This is a genomic window from Paenibacillus jilunlii (assembly GCF_900102965.1).
Taxonomy (GTDB): domain Bacteria; phylum Bacillota; class Bacilli; order Paenibacillales; family Paenibacillaceae; genus Paenibacillus_AQ; species Paenibacillus_AQ jilunlii.
This window is the reverse complement of sequence record NZ_FNGM01000009.1, coordinates 7,083-32,284: the sequence shown is the minus strand read 5'-3', so window position 1 is coordinate 32,284 and position 25,202 is coordinate 7,083. Positions and strand designations below refer to the sequence as shown.

General features: G+C 55.7%; 21 protein-coding genes. 14 read left to right on the top strand and 7 right to left on the bottom strand.

The genetic code is table 11. The features are described 5' to 3' along the window. The first annotated feature begins 35 nt into the window (after positions 1-35). The 3 genes from BLQ82_RS16145 (at position 36) to BLQ82_RS16135 (ending at position 2,561) form a co-directional block, all read left to right on the top strand. Entirely contained in the window at positions 36-971 is a 936-nt protein-coding gene (locus BLQ82_RS16145) for a metallophosphoesterase (RefSeq protein WP_062523779.1), read from the top strand. Positions 972-1,040: 69 nt separating this feature from the next. Continuing rightward, positions 1,041-1,583, top strand: coding sequence for a GNAT family N-acetyltransferase (locus tag BLQ82_RS16140; RefSeq protein ID WP_163704283.1), 543 nt, complete (start codon positions 1,041-1,043; stop codon positions 1,581-1,583). A gap of 231 nt (positions 1,584-1,814) precedes the next feature. After that, on the top strand, positions 1,815-2,561 hold the full coding sequence (locus BLQ82_RS16135) for an NADPH-dependent oxidoreductase (protein ID WP_062523781.1): 747 nt from the start codon (positions 1,815-1,817) through the stop codon (positions 2,559-2,561). 103 nt (positions 2,562-2,664) lie between these two features. Here the strand turns inward: BLQ82_RS16135 and BLQ82_RS16130 are convergent, their stop codons facing one another. Continuing rightward, positions 2,665-3,477, bottom strand: coding sequence for a histidinol-phosphatase (locus BLQ82_RS16130; RefSeq protein WP_062523782.1), 813 nt, complete (start codon positions 3,475-3,477; stop codon positions 2,665-2,667). A gap of 100 nt (positions 3,478-3,577) precedes the next feature. Further along, positions 3,578-4,480: a LysR family transcriptional regulator gene (locus BLQ82_RS16125; RefSeq protein WP_062523783.1), complete on the bottom strand. Its 903-nt coding sequence runs from the start codon at positions 4,478-4,480 to the stop codon at positions 3,578-3,580. A gap of 493 nt (positions 4,481-4,973) precedes the next feature. Between BLQ82_RS16125 and BLQ82_RS16120 the strand changes: the two genes are divergently transcribed. The 5 genes from BLQ82_RS16120 (at position 4,974) to BLQ82_RS16100 (ending at position 9,807) form a co-directional block, all read left to right on the top strand. Further along, positions 4,974-5,429, top strand: coding sequence for a chemotaxis protein CheX (locus BLQ82_RS16120; RefSeq protein ID WP_062523784.1), 456 nt, complete (start codon positions 4,974-4,976; stop codon positions 5,427-5,429). A gap of 28 nt (positions 5,430-5,457) precedes the next feature. Beyond that, a complete protein-coding gene (locus BLQ82_RS16115) occupies positions 5,458-6,234 on the top strand; it encodes an SDR family NAD(P)-dependent oxidoreductase (protein ID WP_062523785.1) in 777 nt (258 codons plus the stop codon). A gap of 129 nt (positions 6,235-6,363) precedes the next feature. After that, positions 6,364-7,845 carry a DEAD/DEAH box helicase gene (locus BLQ82_RS16110; RefSeq protein ID WP_074648304.1) on the top strand — a complete coding sequence of 494 codons (1,482 nt, stop codon included), beginning with the start codon at positions 6,364-6,366 and terminating at the stop codon, positions 7,843-7,845. Then, complete coding sequence (locus BLQ82_RS16105; RefSeq protein ID WP_042267412.1) at positions 7,842-8,588, top strand: ABC transporter ATP-binding protein; 747 nt, start codon at positions 7,842-7,844, stop codon at positions 8,586-8,588. The genes BLQ82_RS16110 and BLQ82_RS16105 overlap by 4 nt, the downstream gene beginning before the upstream one ends. A 1-nt stretch (position 8,589) precedes the next feature. Further along, positions 8,590-9,807 (top strand): ABC transporter permease, encoded by a 1,218-nt coding sequence (locus BLQ82_RS16100; RefSeq protein WP_062523787.1) that lies wholly within the window; start codon positions 8,590-8,592, stop codon positions 9,805-9,807. 243 nt (positions 9,808-10,050) lie between these two features. Here the strand turns inward: BLQ82_RS16100 and BLQ82_RS32385 are convergent, their stop codons facing one another. From BLQ82_RS32385 to BLQ82_RS16085, 3 genes are all read right to left on the bottom strand, one after another. Continuing rightward, the gene (locus BLQ82_RS32385) at positions 10,051-10,161 is read right to left on the bottom strand and encodes a hypothetical protein (RefSeq protein WP_020429695.1); all 111 of its coding nucleotides are present in this window, start codon (positions 10,159-10,161) and stop codon (positions 10,051-10,053) included. A 151-nt stretch (positions 10,162-10,312) separates the two neighbouring features. Beyond that, positions 10,313-11,614 carry an aminotransferase class I/II-fold pyridoxal phosphate-dependent enzyme gene (locus BLQ82_RS16095; RefSeq protein ID WP_062523810.1) on the bottom strand — a complete coding sequence of 434 codons (1,302 nt, stop codon included), beginning with the start codon at positions 11,612-11,614 and terminating at the stop codon, positions 10,313-10,315. 800 nt (positions 11,615-12,414) lie between these two features. Beyond that, positions 12,415-13,038 carry a pyridoxamine 5'-phosphate oxidase family protein gene (locus BLQ82_RS16085; protein WP_062523789.1) on the bottom strand — a complete coding sequence of 208 codons (624 nt, stop codon included), beginning with the start codon at positions 13,036-13,038 and terminating at the stop codon, positions 12,415-12,417. Positions 13,039-13,181: 143 nt separating this feature from the next. On the opposite strand from BLQ82_RS16085, the gene BLQ82_RS16080 reads away from it, so the two are divergent. The 5 genes from BLQ82_RS16080 (at position 13,182) to BLQ82_RS16060 (ending at position 18,643) form a co-directional block, all read left to right on the top strand. Next, positions 13,182-14,969: an aminotransferase-like domain-containing protein gene (locus BLQ82_RS16080; RefSeq protein ID WP_074648302.1), complete on the top strand. Its 1,788-nt coding sequence runs from the start codon at positions 13,182-13,184 to the stop codon at positions 14,967-14,969. A gap of 238 nt (positions 14,970-15,207) precedes the next feature. Further along, positions 15,208-15,993 (top strand): helix-turn-helix domain-containing protein, encoded by a 786-nt coding sequence (locus BLQ82_RS16075; RefSeq protein ID WP_039789444.1) that lies wholly within the window; start codon positions 15,208-15,210, stop codon positions 15,991-15,993. 404 nt (positions 15,994-16,397) lie between these two features. Continuing rightward, a complete protein-coding gene (locus BLQ82_RS16070) occupies positions 16,398-16,877 on the top strand; it encodes a DUF488 domain-containing protein (RefSeq protein WP_341874802.1) in 480 nt (159 codons plus the stop codon). Positions 16,878-17,054: 177 nt separating this feature from the next. Next, on the top strand, positions 17,055-17,804 hold the full coding sequence (gene gpmA, locus BLQ82_RS16065; RefSeq protein ID WP_062523791.1) for a 2,3-diphosphoglycerate-dependent phosphoglycerate mutase: 750 nt from the start codon (positions 17,055-17,057) through the stop codon (positions 17,802-17,804). A 314-nt stretch (positions 17,805-18,118) separates the two neighbouring features. After that, positions 18,119-18,643 carry a DUF2569 domain-containing protein gene (locus BLQ82_RS16060; protein WP_062523792.1) on the top strand — a complete coding sequence of 175 codons (525 nt, stop codon included), beginning with the start codon at positions 18,119-18,121 and terminating at the stop codon, positions 18,641-18,643. Between the two features lie 135 nt (positions 18,644-18,778). On the opposite strand, the gene asd is transcribed toward BLQ82_RS16060, so the two are convergent. Both asd and BLQ82_RS16050 read right to left on the bottom strand, forming a co-directional pair. Beyond that, positions 18,779-19,570, bottom strand: coding sequence for an archaetidylserine decarboxylase (gene asd / locus BLQ82_RS16055; protein WP_062523793.1), 792 nt, complete (start codon positions 19,568-19,570; stop codon positions 18,779-18,781). Between the two features lie 87 nt (positions 19,571-19,657). Then, complete coding sequence (locus BLQ82_RS16050; protein ID WP_062523794.1) at positions 19,658-20,752, bottom strand: YheC/YheD family endospore coat-associated protein; 1,095 nt, start codon at positions 20,750-20,752, stop codon at positions 19,658-19,660. 251 nt (positions 20,753-21,003) lie between these two features. Between BLQ82_RS16050 and BLQ82_RS32035 the strand changes: the two genes are divergently transcribed. Next, a partial coding sequence (locus tag BLQ82_RS32035; RefSeq protein WP_074648300.1) for a hypothetical protein occupies positions 21,004-25,202 on the top strand: 4,199 nt, incomplete at its 3' end.

Genomic DNA, 25,202 nt, shown 5'->3' with positions numbered 1-25,202 from the left:
CCCGGTAACAAACCTGCAAGAAAGGAGAGCCTCCTATGAATAAAAAATCGTCCGGGGTTTCTCCCGATCTCCCGGCAGCTGCCGTAGAGGGCAGCACACAGTACAGTGCTCCACCCGCGCAAACCGGCGGCGGCCGCAAAATCACCCGCCGCCAGTTCCTGACGCGGGGGGCGGCTACCATATTAGGCGCAGGGCTGCTCACCAGCGGCTACGCCTGGAAGGGAGAGCCGAACTGGCTGGACATTACCCGGCTGGAGCTGTCCTTCAAGGACCTTCCATCCGCCTTCGCAGGCACCCGGCTGGTACATTTCAGCGATGTGCATCTGGGCTTCAACAAGGATGTACACGATTTGAAGCGGCTGGCCGGGCATATCAGGGAGGCACAGCCGGACATCATCTGCTTCACCGGAGATATTGTGGACAGCTATGCCGAGGATCTGACGGAGTCCGTACCGGTTCTGGCCGGGCTGAGCGCACCGCTCGGCAAATATGCAATCCTGGGCAACCATGATTACAAGAATACGGAACTGCTTACCCGCCTGCTGAATGAAGCCGGATTTCGGGTGCTGCGGAACCAGTCTTATCTGGTGAAGCAGGGGGGCGCCTCCATCGCAGTAACGGGACTCGACGACATGCTGCACGGCAAGCCGGATCCCCGGGCGGCGCTGAAGGATGTTCCTGAGGGAATGTTCACGCTGCTGATGATGCATGAGCCGGATTATGCCGATACGGTAGAAGCGTATCCCTTCCATCTGCAGCTGTCGGGGCATAGCCACGGCGGGCAGATCCGATTGCCCTTTGTGGGCGCGGCATACACTCCATATGGATCGAATAAATACATAAGCGGGTTGTATTATACGGACAAAAAGAGGATGCCGGTGTATGTCAACAGGGGATTCGGCGAAACCTATATGCCACTCCGGTTTATGTGCAGACCTGAACTGACCATTTTTACCCTGCGCCGGGCATAGGAACGGTAGCCCGTTATGGCTGGCAGCCGGTTAGATTCCAAGATATCTGCCAATGAGAAGGAGGAGCGTATGAGCACTTACGATACGGTATTATCCATGGCACGGCAAGGCGAAACAGTTGAACTCAGAACGATGCCGGCCACCGAGGCCGGGGTGCTCAAGACGCTGCTCGCCCATCCGCTGGTGCAGCCGCATATTCTGCTGCGTCAGGGTGCAAGCTCATCTCATGCTTATTTGGATAAACTGGTAGCCCGGATGCTTCATGCTTACGATCCCTGCGCACTTCATGCCGGAATTTATGCTAGGGGACAGGAGGAACTGATCGGCACAGTCTCCCTGCAGAACTGGAACCGCTATGAGAACAAGGGTGTGCTGGGATATCTGCTGAATCCGCTATGGTGGGGGCGGGGGCTGGCAACGGAAGCTGTCGGGCTGCTGCTGGATTACAGCTTTCAGGAGCTGGGGCTTCTCAGGGCGGAGGGACGCTGCCGTGGTGACAATCTCAGGTCTGAACGCGTCATGATCAAAAACGGGCTCACCCTGGAGCGGACCCTCCCCATGCCGGGCAGCCCGGCCGTTGTAATGAAAGTATTCACATTGTTACACAAATGAAATAATGCCGTTATGAAACTCTAACAGTGTCCGGTTAAACTAAGTACATGACCCCCTTTTAAAAATATAAATGCTGTTGGGACCCGATGCTTCGGGTCCATTTTTTTGTGCGGATTCCTTATTGCACCCGGCTTGAGCTTGTACTGCTGCTCTGGCCGGGACTGGCGGCTCCGCAGGCAGTTAGGATATGATAGTTGTATTACAAGACAGTGATCAGGAGGTTATCATTCATTGAACGAAGTGATCCGTACATTAATGAATCACCGCTCCTTCCGGCAGTACCGCAGGGAAACCGTGGAGCCGGAGAAGCTGAAGACTATTATTGAAGCGGCCCAGGCAGCCCCGTCCTGGGTGAATGGACAGCAGGTATCAGTCATCGCCGTACGCAGCGAAGCACGCAGACAGCAGCTCTCGGTGTTGAGCGGAAATCAGAAGCATGTGGCGGAAGCGCCGGTATTTCTGGTCTTCTGCATGGATTTTTACCGGGCCAAGGTGGCAGGTGAACTGGAGGGGCAGCCTTTTGAGGCCGCCAAGGATGTAGATGCGCTGCTCGTCGGCGCGACAGATGTGGGGATTGCCTTATCCAATGCCATTGCTGCAGCGGAGTCGCTGGGGCTGGGGATCATCCCGATTGGCGGAGTGCGCCGCCATACGGCGGAGGTCATTGAGCTTCTCCAGCTGCCGGAGTATGTATTCCCGGTTGTGGGGTTATGCGTCGGATACCCTGCTGAGGAACTGCCGAAGAAGCCAAGACTTCCGCTGGAGGCTGTCCTGCATGAGGAGCAGTACAATCCGGAGGTGAAGGGCCTGATTGAAGCTTATAATCTGGAGCATCGGGCTTACTTGAAGGAGCAAGGCCTGACGGAGCGGGACTGGAGCAGCACAATCGCCCATTTTTATACACTCAATCCGCAGTATGGAGACGCTCAGCATACACTGAAGCGGCAGGGCTTTACCTGCGATAATCTAAAAAAATAACCAAAATGCACCCCAGCGGCTCATGATGACGGAACCGATCATCCGTCACCGTGAAGACTGGGGTGCATTTTTCTGCTTGCGGATTATAGATTGCCTTGCTGGTTTATTGAATCGGCACGGAGATTTGCTGGGTCTGCTTAAAGTAGACCCAGCGGGTAAATCCGATCTCCTTCAGGCGTGCCGCTACAGCCTCCCGCTGGTCAGCGACCCGGGAAGGGAGATGGGCATCGGAGCCGAAGGTGACCTCCACTCCATAATGCAGCGCCCGCTCCAGGATGTCATCCGAAGGGTACCAGCCTCCGCAAAGCTTGGTGCCTCCGGAGGTGTTGATTTCGATCGCAATGCCGCACTCTCCGATAACGCGCAGACACTCGTCGATTTCGGCTGTGGCCGGGATATCGGAGAACTGCGGATAATTGCCCTTCATGGCATCAATGTGGCCGAGAATCTGGAACATCCCGCTGCGGGCGGAAGCGGTAATCAGCCGGTAATACTCAGCTTTGCTGGCGATCTTCCCTTGGAGGCTGAGGTTTTTCCAGCGGCTTTTATTGAAGATGCTCACACCGCCCACATGATGTACCGAGCCGATGATGTAATCAAACGGATAGGCCGATAATGTCCGGCGGTACAGCTCTGCATAATCGGGGAAGTAGTCTGATTCGATCCCCAGCAGCACATCGATGGTGCCTGCGTATTCTTTTTGCAGGGCCAGTACTTCCTCCACATAGTTGGCAAGCTCGGATTTGGCCATGGCAATACGGGGGAAAGCCTGTTCGGACTCACTTCCGAAGTATGGCGTATGATCGGAAATACCGATGACCGTAAGACCGGCAGCAATACCGGCTTCAATATAATCCCTGATCGTTCCGTCAGCATGGCCGCAGCGGAAATGATGGGTATGCAGGTCGAATTTCATGGATAGAACATCTCCTTAGCCCAAAATAGCGGAACTTGTATTATCCCCTGAAAGTATCCGGAATAAGCTTCAGCGGATAATCTTTACTTAGTGAGATTGTTTACTCAGAGCCGATGAAGTGGGCTTCCGGCATGCCCTTGAGGTCGCTTAGAAACTGCCGCATGGCAGAGTTGACGTATTTGCCTGATTTTGTAATGACGCCTACAGGATGTGTGACCTCAAGCTCAATAATCGGGACGATCTTAAGGGTGCCGCTGCGCACCTCGGCGGTCACCGACTGCTTGGAAATCACCGCCGCACCGAGATCCAGTTCCACCATCCGCTTGACTTCCTCGCTGCTGGTCAGCTCCATGATTACCTGCGGCTGGATGCCGTGCTTCGCGAACACCTCATCAGCGAATCTCCGGCCGACTGTGTCCGGCGAGAGCAGGATCAGCGGGGTATTGCGCAGCGCTTCAATTCCGGCCGATTTGACCTGGGCAAGGGGATGGCGGGGAGAAACCACCAATTCGAAGGTGTCATAATAGAGCACTGAGGTAGTCATTCCCGGACTGCGTCCGATTAAGTAGCCGATGCCGACATCGACCAGGCCGTTCTCCACATGCTGATAAATCTGGGACGAAGACATGGAAGAAATCGAAGTTTTGATATGCGGGAACTGGTCCTGAAAATAAGAAAGGATACGCGGCAGAATCTGAATGGCGATTGAGGTGGTTGTCCCGAGAATAATATGCCCCTGCGGATTTTCATCCAGATCCGCAAGGCGCTGCTTAAGCTCTTCGACAAGACCTACAATCTGTTCAGCGTGCGTCAGGAATACCTGTCCCCTGTCCGTCAGTGTCACCGGCTGGTTGCGGTCAACAAGCTGGGTTTTGAACTCCTCCTCAAGGCTTTTGATCTGGGCGGAAACCGCCGGCTGGGTCAGGTTGAGCAGTTCACCCGCCTTGCGGAAGCTCATGGTTTTGGAGATGGTAATCAGCGTTTCAAGCTGACTGATATTCATGGACTTACCCCCTTTTGGCCTGCTGATGGATGCCGCCGATTTGTGTATAGGATTATTTAATAAAAACATGCTTGTCACGGGACTCAGGAGTCCACCTCCGACTAGGGAATTAAATTCTGCCCTGGTGACTGCTGAGTGTGCGGGATAAGCCGTGAAGTAACGCTCCACGATGTGGGGCCAGGAAACTAATAAGGATATTCGCGTGGTTCGGGGTTCCTGCAAAGTCACTGAATAACACCTGCGCAAGGCCGTTTTGTACTGGAGATGATGCATCGGTGCCTACATCTATTTTACGCCGGGTGTTGGCATTTGATTAAATTATAGGAGATAACATCCGGCAGGGCAATGTTACCCCTGCAACTATCTTCAGAATTCCTTCGGAAAGACCATTAATTTTTGGTGAATAATGCCGATATATGAAGTATAATAAATCATTATTACCTGGGACTTTTGGTGCAAGACTAAAGCCTGGTAGAGGGGAGACAGCACTTTCATGAAAGCAGAAGTAATTAATCCGTTTTTAGAATCTGCAAGAATTGTAATTGAACAGGTGATACAAGTCTCGCCATCCACCGGTAATTTGGGGATTAAGGATATCGAACTGATTGATAGTCATATATGGATACAAGTGGGGATGACTGGTCAACTGAGCGGGGATATTATATTCGGAATTGCTGAACAGGTAGCGCTTAAGATCGTATCGGCCATGATGGGCGGCTATGCGATTACGGAGATGGATGAGATGGGCCAGAGCGCAATTTCGGAGCTGGGCAACATGATCAGCGGCAACGCCAGCACCATTTTGTCCAATCAGGGGGTATCGGTGGATATAACTCCGCCTAAGCTGGTGAAGACAGAAGGGATGGCGGTTCTGCCGCGCAAAGCGCTGAGCATTCCGCTTTTAATGGATGGTATCGGAGAGCTCGATATTCAGGTAATGATCTCTTAGGCGGACATCGGGAGCTGAGAATGAATTCATGGCACTACAAGACAAAGTCGTTGTAATTACTGGAGCCTCTAGCGGGATTGGAGCGCTGACAGCACAGATGCTCGGCAAGCGTGGAGCTGTCCCTATTCTGCTGGCCCGTTCAGAGGACAAGCTGAAAGAAACCGCGGCCGGTATTCCGGGCGTTTTTGGACTGTATGCCTGCGATGTTACCGACGAAGACCAGGTACAGAGAACCTTTGCGGACATCCTCAGTGTATACGGCAGAATCGATATCCTTCTGAATAACGCCGGATATGGCAAGTTTGCCGCTTTTACCGACATGGAGTCCCGGGAGTTCGATGACATGATGGATGTGAACTACATGGGCATGGTCCGGTGTACAAAGGCTGTAGTCCCGCATATGCTGGAACGGGGAAGCGGACAGATTGTTAATGTGGCGTCTATGGCCGGCAAAATCGGCACGGCCCGGTCCGTTGCTTATACCGCAACCAAACATGCCGTGCTGGGCTTCACCAATGCGCTGCGCCAGGAGCTGCGCAAGCAGGGGATCATTGTCTCGGCAGTTAATCCTGGGCCGATTGCGACGGAATTCTTCCGTACGGCCGACCCCTCCGGCAGCTACGAAAAGAGTGTAGCCCGGATGATGATGACGCCTGAGCATGTATCCAAGAAAATTGTGAAGCTGATCGATAAGGGCAAAGAGGAGATCGATCTTCCGGGCTTCGCGGCGGTTGGCATCCGCCTCTATGGTCTGTTCCCCCGGCTCGCGGATAAGCTCACCTATAACATGATGAACCGGAAATAGCCGGCAGATCAAGGACAAAGTATCTGTATATCCCGGCTTAACACGATCAAGCGGCCTTCCATTTGGTGGAGAGGCCTTTTTGGCATATAATGAACATATTATCTTAAGGGAAAAGGATGAACTACAATTATGAATAAAGCTTCTTTTGCGGCCATCGGCATTCAGGAAGACTTCGTTGCCCGATTGTCGGAATTCGGCATTCAAGATCCATCCCCTGTTCAGGAGGAGACGATTCCGCTGATGCTGGAGGGAAGAGACGTGCTTGCCGCATCCCAGACAGGAACCGGCAAGACGCTGGCTTACCTGCTGCCGCTGCTCCAGGGGATTAATCCGGAGCAGAAGGTGGTGCAGAAGCTGGTGCTGGCCCCTACGCAAGAGCTGGCGATGCAGATTCTCCGCGAGGCGGAGCGTTATGGAGCCCATCGCGGCATCAAAGTGATGGGCCTGATCGGCGGTGCGGCGATCAAGCGGCAGATCGATAAGCTGCGCGAGCATCCGCAGCTTGTAGTGGGCACTCCCGGCCGCATCCGGGAGCTGATCGGGCTGCGCAAGCTGAAGATGCACGAGGTGACCACGATTGTCATCGATGAAGCAGACCAGATGTTCCAGCTAAGCGCTGCGGGCGAGGTGGCGAAGATCGTCAGCAGTGCGCTGCGCACCCGGCAATTGGTCATGCTGTCGGCCACCATCGGGCCGGAGACGAGGGCACTTGCAGCACGCGAGATGAAGAATCCGGCAGAGGTCGGCATTGATCCGGGGATCATGACCGCCCAGAGTCTTGAGCATCACTACGTGGTGACCGAGGAGCGGAACAAGATTGATATGCTGCGCCGGGTGATCCGTCATTACAACCCGGAACGGGCGATTGTATTCGTCAATGCCACCGACGATATCGCTGAGGTGACCGCCAAGCTGAACCATCTGGGGCTTACGGCAGCAGCACTCTACGGCGATGCCGATAAGGTGACGCGCAGCAATGTGCTGGCCCGCTTCCGCGACGGCCGCTTCCGCGTGCTGGTGGCCAGTGATGTGGCGGCCCGGGGCCTCGACATCGAGAATCTGACACTGGTCATCAGCTTCGATCCGGCTTTTGATTCGGAGCATTATGTGCACCGGGCCGGACGTACAGGGCGCATGGGACGGCGCGGACTGTCCGTGACGATTGTCACGGAGCAGCAGACGTTCATCATGCGCAAGTTCGCTAAGGAGCTGGACATCCGGCTGGAGGAGAGGGAAATGGTCGGCGGCAAGGCACTGACCGCCGAAGAGGCCCGCAGCGAGTCCCGCGGCGGGACAGGTTCCGGCCGCCATGGCAGCGGCGGGCGTGAAGGCTTATCTGCGGCGCGCAGCGGCAAGCCGCAGGTGCAGACCCCGGCAGCGGGAGGCCAAGCCTCCCCGGCCGGGGCTTCTGCCCCGCAGCCGGCAGCGGCAGCGGGCTTCGATGCGGGGCGCGGCCAGCAGCGCCGCAGCCCGGGTCCCGCCGCAGGACCACGCGGCGGTGCTCCCGCAGGCAAAGCACGCACCAGCGGTGCGGAGCGCGAGAAGAACCGCAAGAACAAAGGAGCGCCAAAATGGCTGAAAGACAAAACCCCGAGAGGTGAAGGTCAATGAGTACTGCCCCCGTATTGCAAATTACGGGCTTAAGCGGAGGCTACAGCCTGAACAAGCCAGTGCTTCACGATATCGGCCTTCAAGTACAGCCTGGAGAAATGGTCGGGCTGATCGGATTGAACGGAGCAGGCAAAAGCACGACCATGAAGCATATTCTGGGCCTGATGTCGCCGCATAAAGGCGAGATCACTGTCCAGGGAAAAACCCGGAGCAGCGACCCGGAAGCCTATCACGGAGCGCTGTCCTTTGTACCGGAGTCCCCGCTGCTGTATGAGGAAATGACGGTACGTGAGCATGTGGAGTTTACCGCCAGGGCTTACGGCGTAGAGCAGAGTGATTATGAATCCCGCAGCAGCCGGCTGGCCGCACTCTTTAATATGGATGATAAGATGGATACACTGTCCTCGCATTTATCCAAAGGGATGAAGCAGAAGGTCATGATTATGTGCGCCTTTGTGGCACGTCCGGCGCTGTATGTGATCGACGAGCCATTTTTGGGGCTGGACCCCTTGGGCATCCGCTCCTTGCTTGATTTCATGCTGGAGCTGAAGAATACCGGAGCTTCGATTCTGTTAAGCTCCCATATTCTCTCCACCATTGAGAATTATTGTGACAGGTTCATTGTCCTGCACCGCGGGAAGGTGATCGCTCAGGGTACGCTGGCCGAGATGACCGCGGCTGCCGGACTGCAGGGATTGAATCTGGAGCAGCTGTTCTACGAACTGGTGCAAGGAGGGAAATGATATGGATTTGAAGGAGCTGCGCCGGCAGCGGCGCAGCCGGTTCATGGGAGGCCTCATTCCTTATGTAGGTTATATTATTCAGAGCGGGATAGCGATGGTTTTTCTGCTGGTGCTGATTATCTTCTCGGCCTGGTATACTTCACTGCTCCGCGATGTCCCCGAGGGCATTCCTATCCGCTGGATCATGCTGGTACTGCTGCTGCCTGCAGCGGCGCATAGCAGCTTCCGGACCTATCTGCAGAGCCCGGATACGATCTTTCTGCTTCCGCAGGGCCACCGGATGAAGGAATATTTCGCTCCCGCCTGGACGGCCGGGAATGTGTGGAAAATTCTGCGGCTGGCCTTCGTGCTGATTACACTCTGGCCTCTGTACATACGGACGGATGATTCTCATCAAATGCTGCTTGCCACGTTTGCGGTGCTGATTCTGGTGAAGATATTGGCCAGCTTCGGCCTGTGGCGGGAGCTGGCCATGCTGTCCCGTCCGGCTTCCGCGGGCTACAGCCTGCTCCGCTGGGCAGTCTCCGGCCTGATGATTGCCGCATGGCTCTGGCAGCCTCCGTTCAGGGCACTGATCTTTATTGTTATTCTGGCAGCAGCCTATGTGGCGGCGCTTGCCGTACCGGCACGGCTCTCTGTTCCCTGGGAACGGCTGATAGCCACCGAGCGCAATCAAGGTGCAAGAGCGCTGATGATCCTTGGCTGGTTCGTGGATGTGCCCGGACGGGAGCAGCGGGTCTATCCCCGCCGCTACTTGTCCAAATGGGGCGCGGGCATCGCCTGGCGGCGCAGCACCGCCTACCGCTTCCTGCTGACCAAAAGCTTCGCCCGGGGCGACATCTTCGGCATTGTGATCCGAATAGCCGTTTTGGCGCTGCTGCTGGTCTGGTGGAACCGGGAGAGCTACATCGGCTCCGGCATCTATTTGTTCTTCGTGCTGATCATGGGCGTACAGCTGTCAGCGCTGCGCAAGCTGCATAGCGAATCGTTCTGGCTGACTGTCTATCCGCTTCCGGAGGGCAGCAAGGCAAGCAGCACGATTCAGTTCATCTTCCGCGCGCATCTGCTGCTGGCTGTGCTGACCGCTCTGCCATTTCTGACCGGGATAGCCGGGCGGCCGCTGCCGGTCATCGGGACCTTTCTGGCCGGGGCGCTGCTGGCCTATCTCTTCAAAAGCAGGGCTTCCCGCAAATCGGCGCAGGACGACGACGATATCTGAAGAAAGACGCCTTAAGCGGAGCATTTGCTCCGTCAAGGCGTCTTTTTTTTCAAAGTATAAGGATTTATATGTTTCACGCCACAAATCATCCTTATATTTCTGCTTGATAGTTGAAGCTTATTTAGACCTATCTCTGGAATTGCAGAAATTCCTGTTTGGAACTGAGACAAGAAACAGGGAATGCTGTAAAACGCGGGCAAGTGGGAGAGAGCCGGAGCCCCCTCCCGGGATGTTCATTCCCGGTTAGACAAAGAGTGAACGGCTGATAATAACCAGCAGGATAAAGAGAACCAGAATTGCACCTGTGCTTGTAAATCCAGGGTATCCATATCCGCCTCTAACTTCTTCGCTCATGTTCATTCCCCTTTCGCGTGTGAGTAATTGTACTTGAGTACACCGTATTGTATGTGCGGAGGGAATAACGTGTATAGGCCAATGCCATAACGGCCCGCAAAAAAAACAGCCCCGGCACGGCCGGGGCTGATATCTATGTCACAGCTTGGGATTAGGCTTTTTCCAGATCGCGGATTCCTGCATAGACCATGTCGAACAGATCCTCCAGCTGATCTTCTTCAATACAGGAGAAGGCCACGCGCAGATCGGTCTCACCCAGGGCAATGGTACCCAGGCTGTAGTTATGGATCAGGTGCAGACGCAGAGCGTCAGCCGGCACGGTGTGCAGCTTCAGGCACATAAAGTACCCGGAGTTGAACGGATAATAGGTCCACACGTCATCACCGTATTTGCCGCTGTCCAGCAGTGCCTTCACTTTGTTGGCGCGGCCCTTCATAATCTGAAACTTCTCTTCCTTCTGTTCGGCAAATTCCGGCGATTTGAGCGCATCCAGCACGAAAGTCTGTGAAGGATGCGGTCCGCTGGAGATGGTGGCGCGGATAATCCCCATTGTCTTCTGCTCCAGGGCAGCGAGCACTTCCTTGCTGTCAGAAGCATAGGTGATGAAGCCGACGCGGAAGCCCCAGACGAACTCTTCTTTGGTCGCTCCGTCAATCTTCACGGCGAGCACGCGCGGATGCAGGTTGGCCAGACGGCCAAACAGGGATTCCTTCAGCGAGTCCTCGAAAAAGAGTCCGAAATACGCATCGTCGCTGACCACCACGACGTTGATGCCTTCTTCCGCTGCGCGGAGAATAGCGGCAACGATCGCTTCGCCTTCCTTGATGCCCGGGGTATAGCCCGTAGGGTTATTCGGGAAGTTAAGCAGCACAATAGCTTTCCCGCGGTCCTTCTGGGCCAGCAGGGCATCCAGCAGCCCTTCGCTGTTGAAGCTCATATCTTCCGTGAAGAGCGGATAGTTCACGGTATCGCTGAGACGGCGGACGCCGAAGGTCAGCTCGTAATTCTCCCAGTTTTTATCCGGATAGATGACGGCATCCCCCTGATCGGCGAACAGATCGGCAACGATGCTTAGCCCATGGGTCAGGGCATTGGTAGCGATCGGGTTGCCGAAGGACTTGCCTTCAAGCGACGGTGTCTCACGAAGCATCTTCTCCCGCCACAGGGTGCGCAGCTCCGGCTTGCCTGCCGGCGGAGCGTAGCCGTACAAATCCTTGGGACTGTAAGCGGAGAGCTTATCCTGAATAACGCCGAGGTGCATAGGTACACCGTTTTCGGTGGCAATCCCGATGGTTGCGTTGTATTTCTTGGCGTGAGCAGCCGCTTCGGCGGATTGGCTCAGAATGCCCTCCTTGGGATAATACAGCGCTTTGCCCAGATTGGAGAGCATATCGTACACATGTTCATTGCCTGCCTTGATGCTGTCATTCAATTGTCCAGCCAATGGATTCATCAGTTTCATCCTTCCGGTATTCTTCTGGGATATACGTTAACATTGCCTAACATTATATCACCGGGATACTCCGCCGTCACTGGTGAAAGACGTTTTTTGCTGAACCTTTTAGAAAAATTGCTGCGGTTTCTCCCACACTTGAACCTCGGGTGTATCTTTCCGGTCCCTGGGTCCAGCCGGCGTTCCATTCCTGCGGCCAGCCGAACTGCGAAATGACCTCCCGGAGCTCCTTAAGTGTATACACCTGCCCCCTGTAAGGCTTGCCGTCCAGATATCGCATGGTTGGAAACAAGTCACCATACGTATAGCTGATGCATTCCGGGGAGAAGCTTGAAACGGCAGCCGCAGCTCTGCACCCCGTGGATACCATTCCAGCAGCAAGGGCAGCTTCCGAGAGTCATATCATGGGGGGGTGGCGGACCGGACGGCCTACTTTGGCGATAACAGCCTTCCGGGCCTTCTGCACCAGGCTGCGGCGAAATAAGTGGAAAAAGTAAAACTAATGAGCTGAAATCCGGGCTACAGGAGGGTTGAGTTGGAACTTGTACACCTAATTCGTGCATACTCATCATAAATGGCCATTTTCAGCCGGATTAGTGGTACTTTTTCCAACATAGGCCACTCCATAAGCGGATTGAGCTTGATTAGGGATACTTTTTCCACTATATAAACTGAACGTGAGAGTTATCGGGTTTGGGATTGAGCGTGACTGCAGGGAAAGTTTGGACTTCCGGCCGCTGCCCATCTGCGGAGTATTGCTTCTCCTCATCCGCTTTTCCCCGTATCTTAATTTTTCAAGTTCAATCTATATTGGAGTGATAGGGGCAGTATTTTTCCATCATGGCAATGGTTTCAGCGTCACGTGCTCCGTTTCTGTCCTTCAGCCCCTGGGTAACGGCAGTCCGCTCCTCTTCCTTCAGATTCTGGCCGAATTTGAACTTGGCTGTGATCTCTTCGGGAACGATGCGCACAACTGCAACACCCTTCAGCCGTGAAGGGTATTTGGGATCTTCGGCATCAATCGGGGCATAGCCGCCTTCCGGCTGGAGTTTTTGCATAAAAAGGGTAAATACGGCTGCTTTTTCGGCAGCGTCTTCCACAAGCTCAGCCTGTCCATAAGCGGTTACGCTTTTGAAATAGGCGGTGGCGGGGCAGGCAAGCTCGGGATCGCTGAAATAGGAGGGAATGAGCGCATATTCGTCGGCAACAGTGAAGCATACCTGCTGATTGCGGCGGATGCTCTTCATTTTGTCTCCGGCACGGCTGCCGTGGAAATAGAAGTTTCCCTCCATATATACAAAATTCAGCGGCGTCACACGCGGCAGCCCCTGCTCATCGCTGGTACCGAGAAAACCAAAGCTCATTCCGCCCAAAAACCCGATCAGCTCCTCTTCCTGCTCTACCTGAAATTCTTTTCTGCGCATAACGGCACTTCCTTTTCTCATGAGTTGCGGAGTCCTATGCTCCGGGTCAAACGGTTACCTTAGAATAGAGGAAGAATTGACAATAAAAAAGGACCGGTTTACATTATTTTTAATAGTCCACTTTGAGGTGAAGAGGTAGGGACATGAATTTTACGTTGCCATATGACCAGTACTTGGCGGTGCACCGCTATAAATATCTGGCTTTGTACCATGCGCTGCGCACAGCAATCCTTGGCGGGACGCTGCCGGGCGGGACAAGACTGCCGTCTACACGGAAGATGGCGGAGCTGTACACGATGTCGCGGGGTTCGGTATCTCAGGTTTACGATATGCTGCTCGCTGACGGCTACATCCGGACAGAGACCGGCCGGGGCACCTATGTTGCGGATGACAGCTTTTATCCGGCAGAGGGGGAGCGGAAGGAGGCGGCCCAAGAGGCTGAAGGCGAAGGTACAGCGGTTATGACAAAAGAGTCCGCTTCTGCAGGGACGGCTGCTGATGCAGCCTTTGCTGAAGCGGGGATGACGGAGCCGGCGGATAGTGCTGACTGTGCAGAGGCGGGGATGGCCGGGGCTGCGGCGGATAGAGGCGGCGAGCCACAGGCTGGGGGAACCCTGCCAGTCCAAGAAGCTGCCGATTCTGGTGAAGCCGGTTATGATGCGGAACAGGCTGGAATCCTAGGTAATGTACGCATACCTGTTCCTTCTAACGTTTCTGACGCACCTGAAACGGCATCCCCTATTTCCTTACCGGGAGCGGCTTACTCCGGAATACCGCTCTCCAGCTGGGGAAGCCGGCTCATGAACCGGCATGTCTCCGTATATGAACCTGTGGATGGCGCATTCGTCAGCTTTCGGAGCCGGGGAATGCTGATGGAGTATTTTCCTTACGCCGAGTGGCGGAGTGCGCTGAAATACGCCGGCGGCAAAAGCGGCGGGCTGCTGGAGGGCTATTGCCCACCCGAAGGGGAAGAAAGCCTGCGGCGGGCCATTGCCGCCCATCTCCGGGTGACCCGGGGCATCCGGGCGGAGGCGGAGCACATCGTGCTGTTCAGCGGCTCGATGCAGGGTATTGTTCTTCTGGCACAGCTGTTGCTGGAGCCCGGAAGCCCTGCCGTTGTCGAGGACCCCGGATTTCACGGCATCCGCAGAGCGGTGGAGATTTCCGGGGGAGAGCTGCTGCTTGGCCGGGTAGACGAAAGCGGGCTGGTGCCGCAGGATTGGGCGGCCCGGCTGCTGTTCGTTACGCCAAGCCGCCAGTTCCCCACTGGCGCGGTGCTGCCGCTGGACCGGCGGCGCCGTCTGCTGGAATGGGCGCGCCGGCGGGAAGCGCTGATCGTGGAGGACGATTACGACAGCGAGTTCCGCTGGGGCGGGCGGCCCATAGAGCCGCTGAAGGCACTTGACCGCGAGGAGCGGGTCGTCTACATCGGCTCGTTCTCGAACAGCATGTTCTCCGGCTTGAGGCTGGGCTATGCGGTGCTGCCGCCCTTGCTGATCAAGCCGGTAACCGCCGCCAAAGCGCTGTATGAGCCGCTGCCGGGAGGCCAATTGGAGCAGCGCGCGCTGGCGCGCTTCATGCATACCGGCGGCTACGGCCGCCATCTGCGGCGGATGACGCGCATCTATGGCGAGCGCGCCCGCATCCTCCGCTCCCTGCTGTCGGAGCGGCTCGGTCTGCTGTTTGAGCCGCTGCCCGGCGATGCGGGTCTGCACATCTACGCGCACTGGCGGCGCAGCAGGGAGGAATTCGCCGCCTTCCGGGCGGCGGCGCTTAAGCGCGGCACGGATTTCCGGGACGCAGCGCTGTACCGGGTCGAGCCGGGCGTGCCGGCTGCCTGCTTTTCTTTTGCCCATTTGGATAGCGTGCAGCTGGAAATTGGGGTTAATCGCCTCCTGCTGGCCTGGAAGGATGTGCAAAATAGGACATGACAAGGTATTATGAGAAGTATGGAACCGTGCGCTGGATGAAACCCGGGCAGGAGCTGTGTCCGGTGTATTATACGGTTAGATGAGGGCGGGGCTCTTTTAGGACGCTTCCGAAGCGGGTTTTGCTGCAAAGCAAGCACGAAGAAACAGAATTCCGCAAAACTTAGAAGATGCTTCCGATGCGAGTTTGTACGAAGTATATGCATGAAGTAAAGCTCACAAACTTTTAGGGGGGAACATTATGCTGCATGCATCGCCGTCCTCTTTTGTGATCCTTCCGGCCCTGGCGAAGATTGTCTGCGAGCCGGGCTGGAAATGGCAAAAAAGAGAGAAGCCGCTGCAAAATTATGATTTGTTCTATGTCTGGAGCGGGGAAGGCACAGTTGTGCGCAGAGGGGTGCCTTATCAGGTGGGCCAAGGGAGCTGCTTCCTGTTCCGTCCCGGAGATCATACGAGTGCGACCCATAATCCGCAAAAGCCGCTTGTGCTTACATATATTCATTTCGATGTTGCTGAGGATGTGACAGACATTCCCGAGCCTTACCGTGTGCTGTCGGAAACGGTGGAGTTCGAGCATCTGTTGGCCCGGTATGTCCGCCTGTTCCTGGTGAAGACCTTCGCGGCACAGGAGGAAGGCCAGCTCATTCTGAAGCAGCTGATGATTCATCTGCTGCGTGAGGATCAGGTGATGCCGGTGGAACGCCATGTAAGCAACCAGCTGGCAGAGGTCATCCATGAGGTAGCCAACTATGTCAGCCAGCATCCCGGAGCGATGCACCGGGTGGAGGATCTGGCGGCGCGCGCAGGGCTGTCGCCGCGTTATTTTTCAATCAAATTCAAGGAGATTACCGGATCTTCCGTTCAGTCTTATGTGATCCGCACCCGGATTGAGCGGGCACAGCATCTGCTGCTGTACGCCGGAATGAACGTGACCGAGGTGGCAGATGCGCTGGGCTACCGCGATATTTTCTTTTTCAGCCGCCAATTCAAGCAGCACACCGGGAAAAGTCCGTCCGAGATCCGCTGATTCTCCGGTTGTTTCAGTTTTTTCCAGCCGGGGTAATTACGTTGCAACCTGTTTACATACGATGTGAACTGCTGCCTGGAAGGGGAGAACGGCTACAAATGATAAGACGACGGATCTGCAATACCGACTGAAAAGGCGGAGGGAGCGGGATTGTCCGCAACCGCTGGAGACGCTTGAAGCACAGCGGCGTGGCGACTCCGGATCATTGGTTCTGAGTGAATTGGGGATGCTCGACCATAGACATAACCTGATCAAACGGATATGAGAAAAGACCGGGGCCGGAGGGCTTCCGGTTTTTTTGATATATCTGCGGCGCCTGATCGGTTTAGCACTTCCCTACAAATTGGATAGCAACATATTTATAATGAAAGTAGGCGTACTCTAAACACGAGGAGGATTATCCAGTGAAATCAGATGCGGTAGAGGCGGGTCCCGGGGCGGCAAAGACAGGTGCTGACTCGGATGAAATGACAAGTACACGCTCAAAGGCAATGCGTGCTGGTGCAGGTTCGGATACGCTCAGGATCAAACGCATTTACGCCCCGCCGGAGGCGGAGGACGGCCTAAGGGTGCTGGTTGACCGCCTGTGGCCGCGCGGCGTAGCCAAGGAAACGGCACAGCTCGACGAATGGATGCGGAAAGCCGCGCCGTCACCTGAATTGCGGAAGTGGTTCGCTCATAAGCCCGGCAGATTCGCGGAGTTTGCGCTGCTGTATGAGGAGGAGCTGCAGTTGGAGCCGGCGGCGGGCGAAGTGGAGCGGCTGTGCGCCTGGGCCAGGGAAAGCCCGGTGACGCTGCTGTATGCTGCTAAGGATGAGCAGCACAATCATGCGCGGGTGTTGAGGGATGCGGTACTGCGGCGGCTGTCAGCCCAGAGGTCGTAGCGGGAGCGGCAACATGTTGCAGAAGCGGGTAAAAGCGGGGGGCTGGAGGATAATATTTTGATCCGGTAACGGAACCGGAGAGCCGCCGAAGCAAGGCCTTGAAGAACCCGGTCAGCAAGCCTATGATGGATGTAGGATATAATAGAGATCATGAAACTATGGGCAGGAGGAGAGAGTATGTACGAAATCGTATTGATACGCCATGGAGAGAGCGAGTACAACCGCCAAAATCTGTTCACAGGCTGGAGCGACCCCGATCTGACAGAGAAGGGGGTAGAGGAAGCCAAAGCGGCGGGCAAGCTGCTGAAGGAGGCGGGTTATACTTTTGATCTGGCTTTTGCTTCTGTGCTGAAGCGTTCGATTAAGACACTTAACTATGTGCTGGATGAGCTGGACCTGCTGTGGATTCCCGTACAGAAATCCTGGAAGCTGAACGAGCGTCATTACGGAGCACTGCAGGGGCTGAGCAAGAGTGAGACTGCGGTAAAATACGGCGAAGAGCAGCTGCACATCTGGCGGCGCAGCCTGTCCGTGCGGCCTCCGATGCTGGAGCCGGATGATCCGCGTTATGCCAGAAACGACATCCGCTACAAGGAGGTCCGTGCCGGCGATATTCCGCGCGGCGAGAGCCTGGAGGATACCGTACACCGTGTCGGCGATTTCTGGGGCAAACGTATCGTGCCGCTGATCCGCAAGAAGGAGCGGGTGCTGATCTCGGCGCATGGCAACACGCTGCGGGCGCTGATCAAGTTCATGGAGGACATTGACGAGAAGGCGCTGCTGGACCTGAATGTGCCGACTGGAGTCCCTCTGGTCTACAAGCTGGATGATGATGTGAAGCCGATCAGCCGCTTCTATCTCGGGGAACCGGAAGAAGTGCAGGAGAAAGCACGCGAGGTAGCAAATCAGAGCAAGGTGACAGAATAACCAGCCTGCTTTTGTTGTGCGTAGCGTCCCATACAGCAAAAACATCAGCCCTGCAGAATAATTCTGCAGGGCTTTTTGACGTTTGTGTGACCGTATTTAATGGAAAACTGAAAAACAATAGGGTTCAAGTGCCGAATAAATGCAGTATTCTCCGACCAAAGAAACATGTCTAAAGTATGATCTTTCATTTTACGTGTTGATTCGACAATACATTACATAATAATACAAAATTAGCCGTTGAGTGGCTTCCTCCAAAAGATTATTCTTTCTAAGTAAAATTTCAGGGAGAAGAATCTATATATTGGAGAAGTATGATGAAAATTTATGAATGGAATGAACAGGAACAACAGGGGGCGTCTAAAGCGTATATTCCACTTGGTCCATCGGGTCTCGGGGGCTGGCTGGTGCTTGTGCAGATAGGCATGATTGCAATGCTGTTTTCGCTGGTGCTTAAGCTTCTGAACTACAACCTCCCGAGCTTCAACGCGGAGTACTGGGGTATGCTTGCATCTAAGGAAGGAGAGCTTTACCATCCACTTTGGGCACCGCTGATTGTATTTGAGGCCATTGCGAATTTGTTGCTTCTAGTGCTGTGTGTCTTCACGTTGGTGTTGTTCTATCAGAAAAAAGCCCTATTGCCCCGAGTGATCATACTGTTATATTGCAGCAGTCTGTTTATTAGTGTTATTGATTATATTTTCCTGCTGAATATACCGTTAGCTAGAGAGACGAGTGGAGGAAGAAGCACCCGTACTCTTGTAAGATCGGTCATAACCTGCGTGATTTGGCTGGCTTATTTCCGGAAATCGGAGCGGGTAAGCAACACATTTGTGCGGTAAACGCAATTAACACAGAATGGTATAGAAAATCAAAATCCCCGCCCAAGGCATCAGAAGCATGCCTTGGGCGGGGATTCCATTTTTGAGGAAAGCTTAGCCTATTTCATCATCAAGGCCAGCTTCTTACCTAGTGTTTTAAAGAGGCCGCTGCAGCGTGCCCAGCAGCTCGCCCATCTTCACCTTGGTTCCGCTGGCCAGCCCCGGGCGCGCGGTGAAGCTGCCGTTCTCCAGGAGCAGTACTACGGTGGAGCCGAATTCGAAATAAGCCAGATCGTCGCCGATCTGCCAGGCATCCGCCTCTTCATCCGCGTAATGGATGCTGCTGACATTCATCGCGCCTACTTTTACCACAGCGGCTTCACCGTTGGCTCCGGCGATATAAGTAATGAGCCGTTCATTGCGGCTCAGCACACCTTTCATGTGTCTCATGCCGAACTCGTTGACCGGATAGGCCCGTCCGCGGATATGCTCACTCTCGACCTTGCGCCCGGTAATCGGGGAGTGAATCCGGTGATAGTCCGTTGGGCTTAAGTAGAGCACGAAGAAAAAGCCTTTTTTGTACAGCTCCAGGTGCGGAGAGTGGTTCAAAAGGTCTTCCAGTTCATAGTCCTGTCCTTTTACATTCATAATCGTTCCGGAGTGAATCTCGCCCATGGCGGTAATCAGCGCATCCACCGGGCTGGCTACCGCATTCTCGTGGGCGGCGACGGGGCGCATGCCGGGTTTCAGGCGGCGGCTAAAAAATTCATTGAGTGTAAGGTATTCCCCGGAATGCTTCTCCGCCTCAGAAGAGGGAATATGATAAATCCGAATAAATGCCGGGATTAAAAAACGGCTGAGTCTGCTATGGGAAAAAGCCCCCATCAACCGGGAAAGCCATCTGTGCGAGGACAGCTCGGTCATCAGCCGCAGCAATTGTTTTACCATGATTATCTCCCTTCCATCATGCAGCAGCACGGTCCCGTGTCCAGGACCGCCCGCTCTGCATTATATTGACATAGAATAAGAGACAAATCAATAACTGATATGCCGTGCCGGACGGTCAAGCAGGTATCTGGCATATGCCATAGGCTTCCGGTAGCTTTCCTTCCACGTGCCGGTCAGCCCGGCTTTGCGGAAGCCGTAGCGCTGATCGCGTCCGTTGCACTCGATGAAATAGATGCGGCCTTTTCCGGTAATGCCCATATCCAGTCCGATGTCCGCAAGGCCGGGGAGGTTTTTCTCCAGCTCACGTGCAATACTGAGGCTGTGTGCCAGAACGGACATGCGGATACCCGCCGCTGCTGCCCCGGAGAATGCCTGCTCCAGTGCAAAGGTGGAGTCAAGCGCTTCCCCGCCGCGGGCAATGTTAGAGACGAAGCCGCCGGGTGCTGCCCGTTTGGCGAACAGTCCGGTGACCTGCCATTGTCCGCCCCAGCCGCGCTGAACGGTGACGCGAAGATCAAACGGCCGGCCCCCTAGCTCGGCGAGCGGGATACGTTCCTGGACCAGGTAAGGAGCAGATGCCAGGCGCGCCCGCAGAGCTCTGGGCAGGGCATCCTGATGAACGGCTGTGCTGGCCCAGCTGTTGGAGCCGCCAGGCAGATAGCTCCAGGTCCAGTGCCCGGGACTGTTCCGCGATAGGCGCATTACGCCCTGCCCGATACTCCCCCGGCAAGGCTTCAGGATAAGATCGGAATAGCTGTCCATCATTTCCTTCAGTCCGGCGAGACCGGCTGAGGTGGCTGGCAGAAGACTGCGCAGCCCTTCATTCTGCTCAAGCAGCCCATGGATCTGATCTTTGCCATAGCGGTTGCATGTATTATATACCTGAACGCCGCTGCGAAGGAGTCTTTCAATCCCAAGGCTCCCCGGATCATAAATGGCCCGGTTGTGAATGACGTCCGGTGTCGGAATTACGGCACTCCTGTAGCCATTAGGCCCTTTAATGTAGGCAATGCTATAGCCGGATTTCGTATCGATGTCGGACAGCTTCAGGAAGCAGGGGGTTAATCCGTATGCGGCTGCGGCTTCCTCATAGCTCTCCAGTGATTCCTGTCCCGTTTTTAGCCGGGGAACGCCCCGGTGCATAGCGGCGTTTAACAGTATTCCCACGAGCTTTTGCCCCATGTTTGTTCCTCCTGTTATCATCTATTGTTCCGGCTGCTCCTCTTCCTGTGTCATTGTATGTGTGTACTTGCCTTTTAGGGTTGGACGAATGCGCGGTGGCAGATGCCCTTTTTTGAAAGAAACCGCGGTATCCCGTTGCCTCAGGCAGCAGCAGCAGAATTGTCAGGCTTGGCGCGCAAAAAGGTGTCATCCGCCCAGTGCGCTGCATATGATGCCTAGGAGAAACAATAGATGGAAGGAGGAGACTGCTTGTGAAGGGCTCCAGAAGAAATCAGCACCGCAGTTCCAAAAAACCGCTCTATATTGTGGATAATCCGAATATGAAGGAACTCAGTTTGCTGGGAAGCAGTCCCAAGGTACAGGAGGTGGCAGACACCTCCGGCAGTGAAACGCCGGATGCCGGGAGTACAACTCTCAAGGTGAGCGGGGTGGATACGCTTGAAGCGGCGGAATTCGTACAATCTGCCGTACTTGATCAGCAAGAGCCTCAGGAAGAGGTGGCGGAAATGGCCGTTGTGGATGATGAGCCTTTGCCGCCAACCCCTGAGATTGTGCCGCCAGTGGTGGAAAAGGAACGCCTCCAGCCTGTATATACGGACGATTTGTGCGACGCTGCCGTTACCGGAAGAAAAATTGCGCCCCGGACCATTGACGGGTCCAAGCTGAAATTCGGCATCATCGGCACGCCCTGGCTCCAGGACTACGCTGTGCAGAGCATTAATATCGCGGACAAGGCAATAACATCCTCCAAACTGGCCCCGGAATCCGTAACGGGCGAGCATTTGGCAGAAGGAAGCATCAGCGGCGGCAAGCTGCTGGATCATTCCATTAGCGGTGAAAAGCTAAAAAACGGCAGCATCGGTCCGGAGAAGCTGGCTGACCGGATCATCGGCGGAGGCCAAATTGCCGACCAGGCCATTACCAGCCGCCACCTCAGCGACTGCATCATCACAGCAGAGCTGCTGGAGGATGGTGCGGTGACAGGCGAGAAGATTCTGAGCAGCAGCATCGTCAGCCGGCATCTGGCGAATGGAAGCATTGACCGTTCCAAGCTTGCCGACGAAGCGGTATCGGGCGATAAAATTGCCGACGGTGAAATCAGCGGCGCCAAGCTGGGCGAGGCTGTTATCGAGAGCCGTCATATCAGCAGCGGCGCAATTACAGCGGCGCATCTGGCTCCGGGTGCGATTGGACCGGAACAGCTGGCCGGTCGGCTGGTCGGCAAAGAGCAGCTTCAACTTGGTGTAATCGAAAGCGGGCATCTTGCCGACGGTGCGGTAGGTACACGCCAGATCGGCAAAGAGGTGATACGCGGACAGCACTTAAGCCCGGAAAGTGTGAACGGCAGCCATATTGCTGACGGTGAAATTGCCAGCCGTCATTTGGCGGACCGCAGCATTTCTTTTGTAAAGCTCGCGGAGGGTGCGGTAGGTACGGCCCAGCTTGTGGAGCAGGCGGTCACTTCCTCCAAAGTTGCCGATCAAAGCATTCTTTCGCATAAGCTGGCCGATGAAGCCGTCACGACACGGCATATCGCCAAATCTGCTGTACGGGGGCCTCAGATTGCCATGCAGGCCGTTACTTCCATCCACCTGCAGCGCGAGTCTATTGAACATTCGCATTTGGCAGCGAAATCGGTCGGTTCTATCCAATTGCAGGAGGAGGCAGTGCGTACAACCCATCTGGCCAGCGGAGCTGTTACGGGTGAACAGTTAGCCAGTGCCTCAGTGGCAGGAGAGCATCTTCGTCCGCAAAGTATTACCCCTGATAAGCTGGCGGATGGCAGTATTAGTGCCGCCAAGCTGGCTCCCGGTGCGGTTAGTGCCAATGCTATTGCACGGGAAGCGGTTAGCGGGGAACATATTGCTTTTTGTACGGTTGAGGAAAAGAATCTGGCCGATGCCAGTGTCAGCGGGCGTGTATTGCAGCGCGCCGTGGTGGATGCCGAACATTTGGCACCGGGTGCTGTGGAACGCAGGCATCTTGGAGACAACAGTGTCACCTCTTCTGCACTGCAGCCGGGTTCGGTAGTGGGTGAAAAGCTGGGTACAGGCGCTGTGAAGGAAATTCATCTCTCCGCCGCCATTGTGCAGCCGCATCATCTGTCTGATTATGCAGTAACTTCATTAAAGCTGTCGCCGGAAAGTGTGTCCACCGATAAGCTGGGAGACTTGTCCGTTACGACGGCAAAGCTGGCGGATGGAAGCGTGGAATCCGCCAAACTGGCAGCATCGTCCGTTCAAGCCGAGCACTTGGCAGCAGGGGCGGTCGGGTCTGGTACGATCATTGACGCTGCAGTGCAGGGCAGACATCTTGCACCGGGAAGTGTTGGCGGGGCGCATATCCGGCCCATGTCCATCGGCAATGGACATATTAACCCAAGTTCGGTCTCTTCCATTCAGATCCAGGATGGGAGCATCAGCGGAGCCAAACTGATCGAAGGGGCTGTTTCCTCCCGCCACCTCGCGCAGAAAAGTGTAGAAAACAGCCACTTGGCTGAAGCTGCTGTGGAAGGGCGGCATATCGGGCAAGGCAGCATTACCTTGGCTCACCTGGCCGGGGAAGTCCGCAGCAGCCAAATTCTGCCGGACGGCAGTATTGGCGGAGAGAAGCTGGTCCCGGGTGCGGTGGGGGCCTCCCATTTGGCACCCGGCAGTGTGGGAGCCGCACATCTGCTGCCGGAGGCGGTGGCAGGACAGCATATCCGGGCCGGGGAGATCACCCTGGTGCATCTGGCGGAAGAGACGCGCAGTGCAGACATCCTGCCGGATGGAAGCATCGGCAGCACGAAGCTGTCCGAGAGCGCGGTAGGCCCCTTCCATTTGGCCCCCGGCAGTGTGTACGCAGATCATTTGACAACGGATGCGGTAGACAGCCGCCATATCCGCTCCGGCAGCATCCAGTTTGAGCATCTGGCCAAGGAGACGCTGACTTCGGAATTGCTGCCGGATGGCAGTATTGGCGGGGAGAAGCTGGCGGCAGGTGCGGTAAGCTCGCTCCATCTGCAGCAAGAAAGCGTTTATGGTGAACATCTCGTAGACGGAATAATGCAGGAACGGCATTTACGTCCCGGTCTGATCAAGCTTGAGCATCTGGCAGATGAAGCCCGCAGCGCAGCGCTGCTTCCGGATGGCAGCGTTGGAGGAAGCAAGCTGGCGGCAGGAGCGGTAGGTTCTTTTCAGCTGGCTTCCGGCAGCGTATATGGAGGACATTTGGCAGCGGATGCTGTGGACAGCCGCCATATCCGTCCCGGCAGTATCCAGTTGAGCCATCTGGCTGCCGAGACGATGAGCGCGGAGCTGCTGCCGGACGGCAGCATCGAAGGCAGCAAGCTGGCTGAAGGGGCTGTGGGTTCCCGGCATCTGCAGGCGCAGAGTATCGAGGGCGGACATCTTGCGGATGGGACGCTGGAGGAGCGTCATTTGAGCTCCGGCATCATCAAGCTTGAGCATTTGGCAGAGGAGGTCCACAGTGCGGAGCTTCTGCCGGACGGCAGCATCGAAGGCAGCAAGCTGGCTGAGGGGGCTGTGGGTTCCCGGCATCTGCAGGCGCAGAGTATCGAGGGCGGACATCTCGCAGATGGAACGCTGGAGGAGCGTCATTTGAGCTCCGGCATCATCAAGCTTGAGCATTTGGCGGAGGAAGTCCACAGCGCGGATCTGCTGCCTGACGGCAGTATTGGCGGAAGCAAGCTGGCTGAGGGAGCAGTGGGCCCGCAGCATCTGCAAGCTCAAAGTATCCAGGGCGGACATCTTGCAGATGGAACACTGGAGGAGCGTCATTTAAACTCCGGTATCATCAAGCTTGAGCATTTGGCGGAGGAAGTCCACAGTGCGGATCTGCTGCCTGACGGCAGTATTGGAGCAAGCAAGCTGGCGGCCGGTGTGGTGGGTTCGCATCACATGCAGCCGCAGAGCATCTACGGCAGGCATCTTGCAGATAAAACGGTGGAAGACCGCCATCTGGGCACCGGCATCATCAAGCTTGTGCATCTGGCGGAAGAAGCCCGCAGCGCAGAGCTGCTGCCGGACGGCAGCATTGGCGGCAGCAAGCTGGCGGCAGGATCGGTGGGTCCGCAGCATCTGCAGCCGCAGAGCATCCAGAGCGGGCATCTCGCAGATGCTGCACTGAAAGAGCGTCATTTGAACGCTGGAGTGATCCGGCTTACGCATCTGGCGGAGGAAGTCCGCAGCGCGGAGCTGCTGCCGGACGGCAGCATTGGCAGCAGCAAGCTGGCGGCAGGCGCGGTGGGTCCGCAGCATCTGGCCTCCGGCAGTGTATACGGCGGACACCTGGCTCCTGAAGCAGTGAACAGCCGCCATATCCGCCCCGGCAGTATCCATCTGGAGCATCTGTCCGAGGACACGCTGACTTCCGAGCTGCTGCCGGACGGCAGCATTGACGGCAGCAAGCTGGCGGCAGGATCGGTGGGTCCGGAGCATCTGGCCTC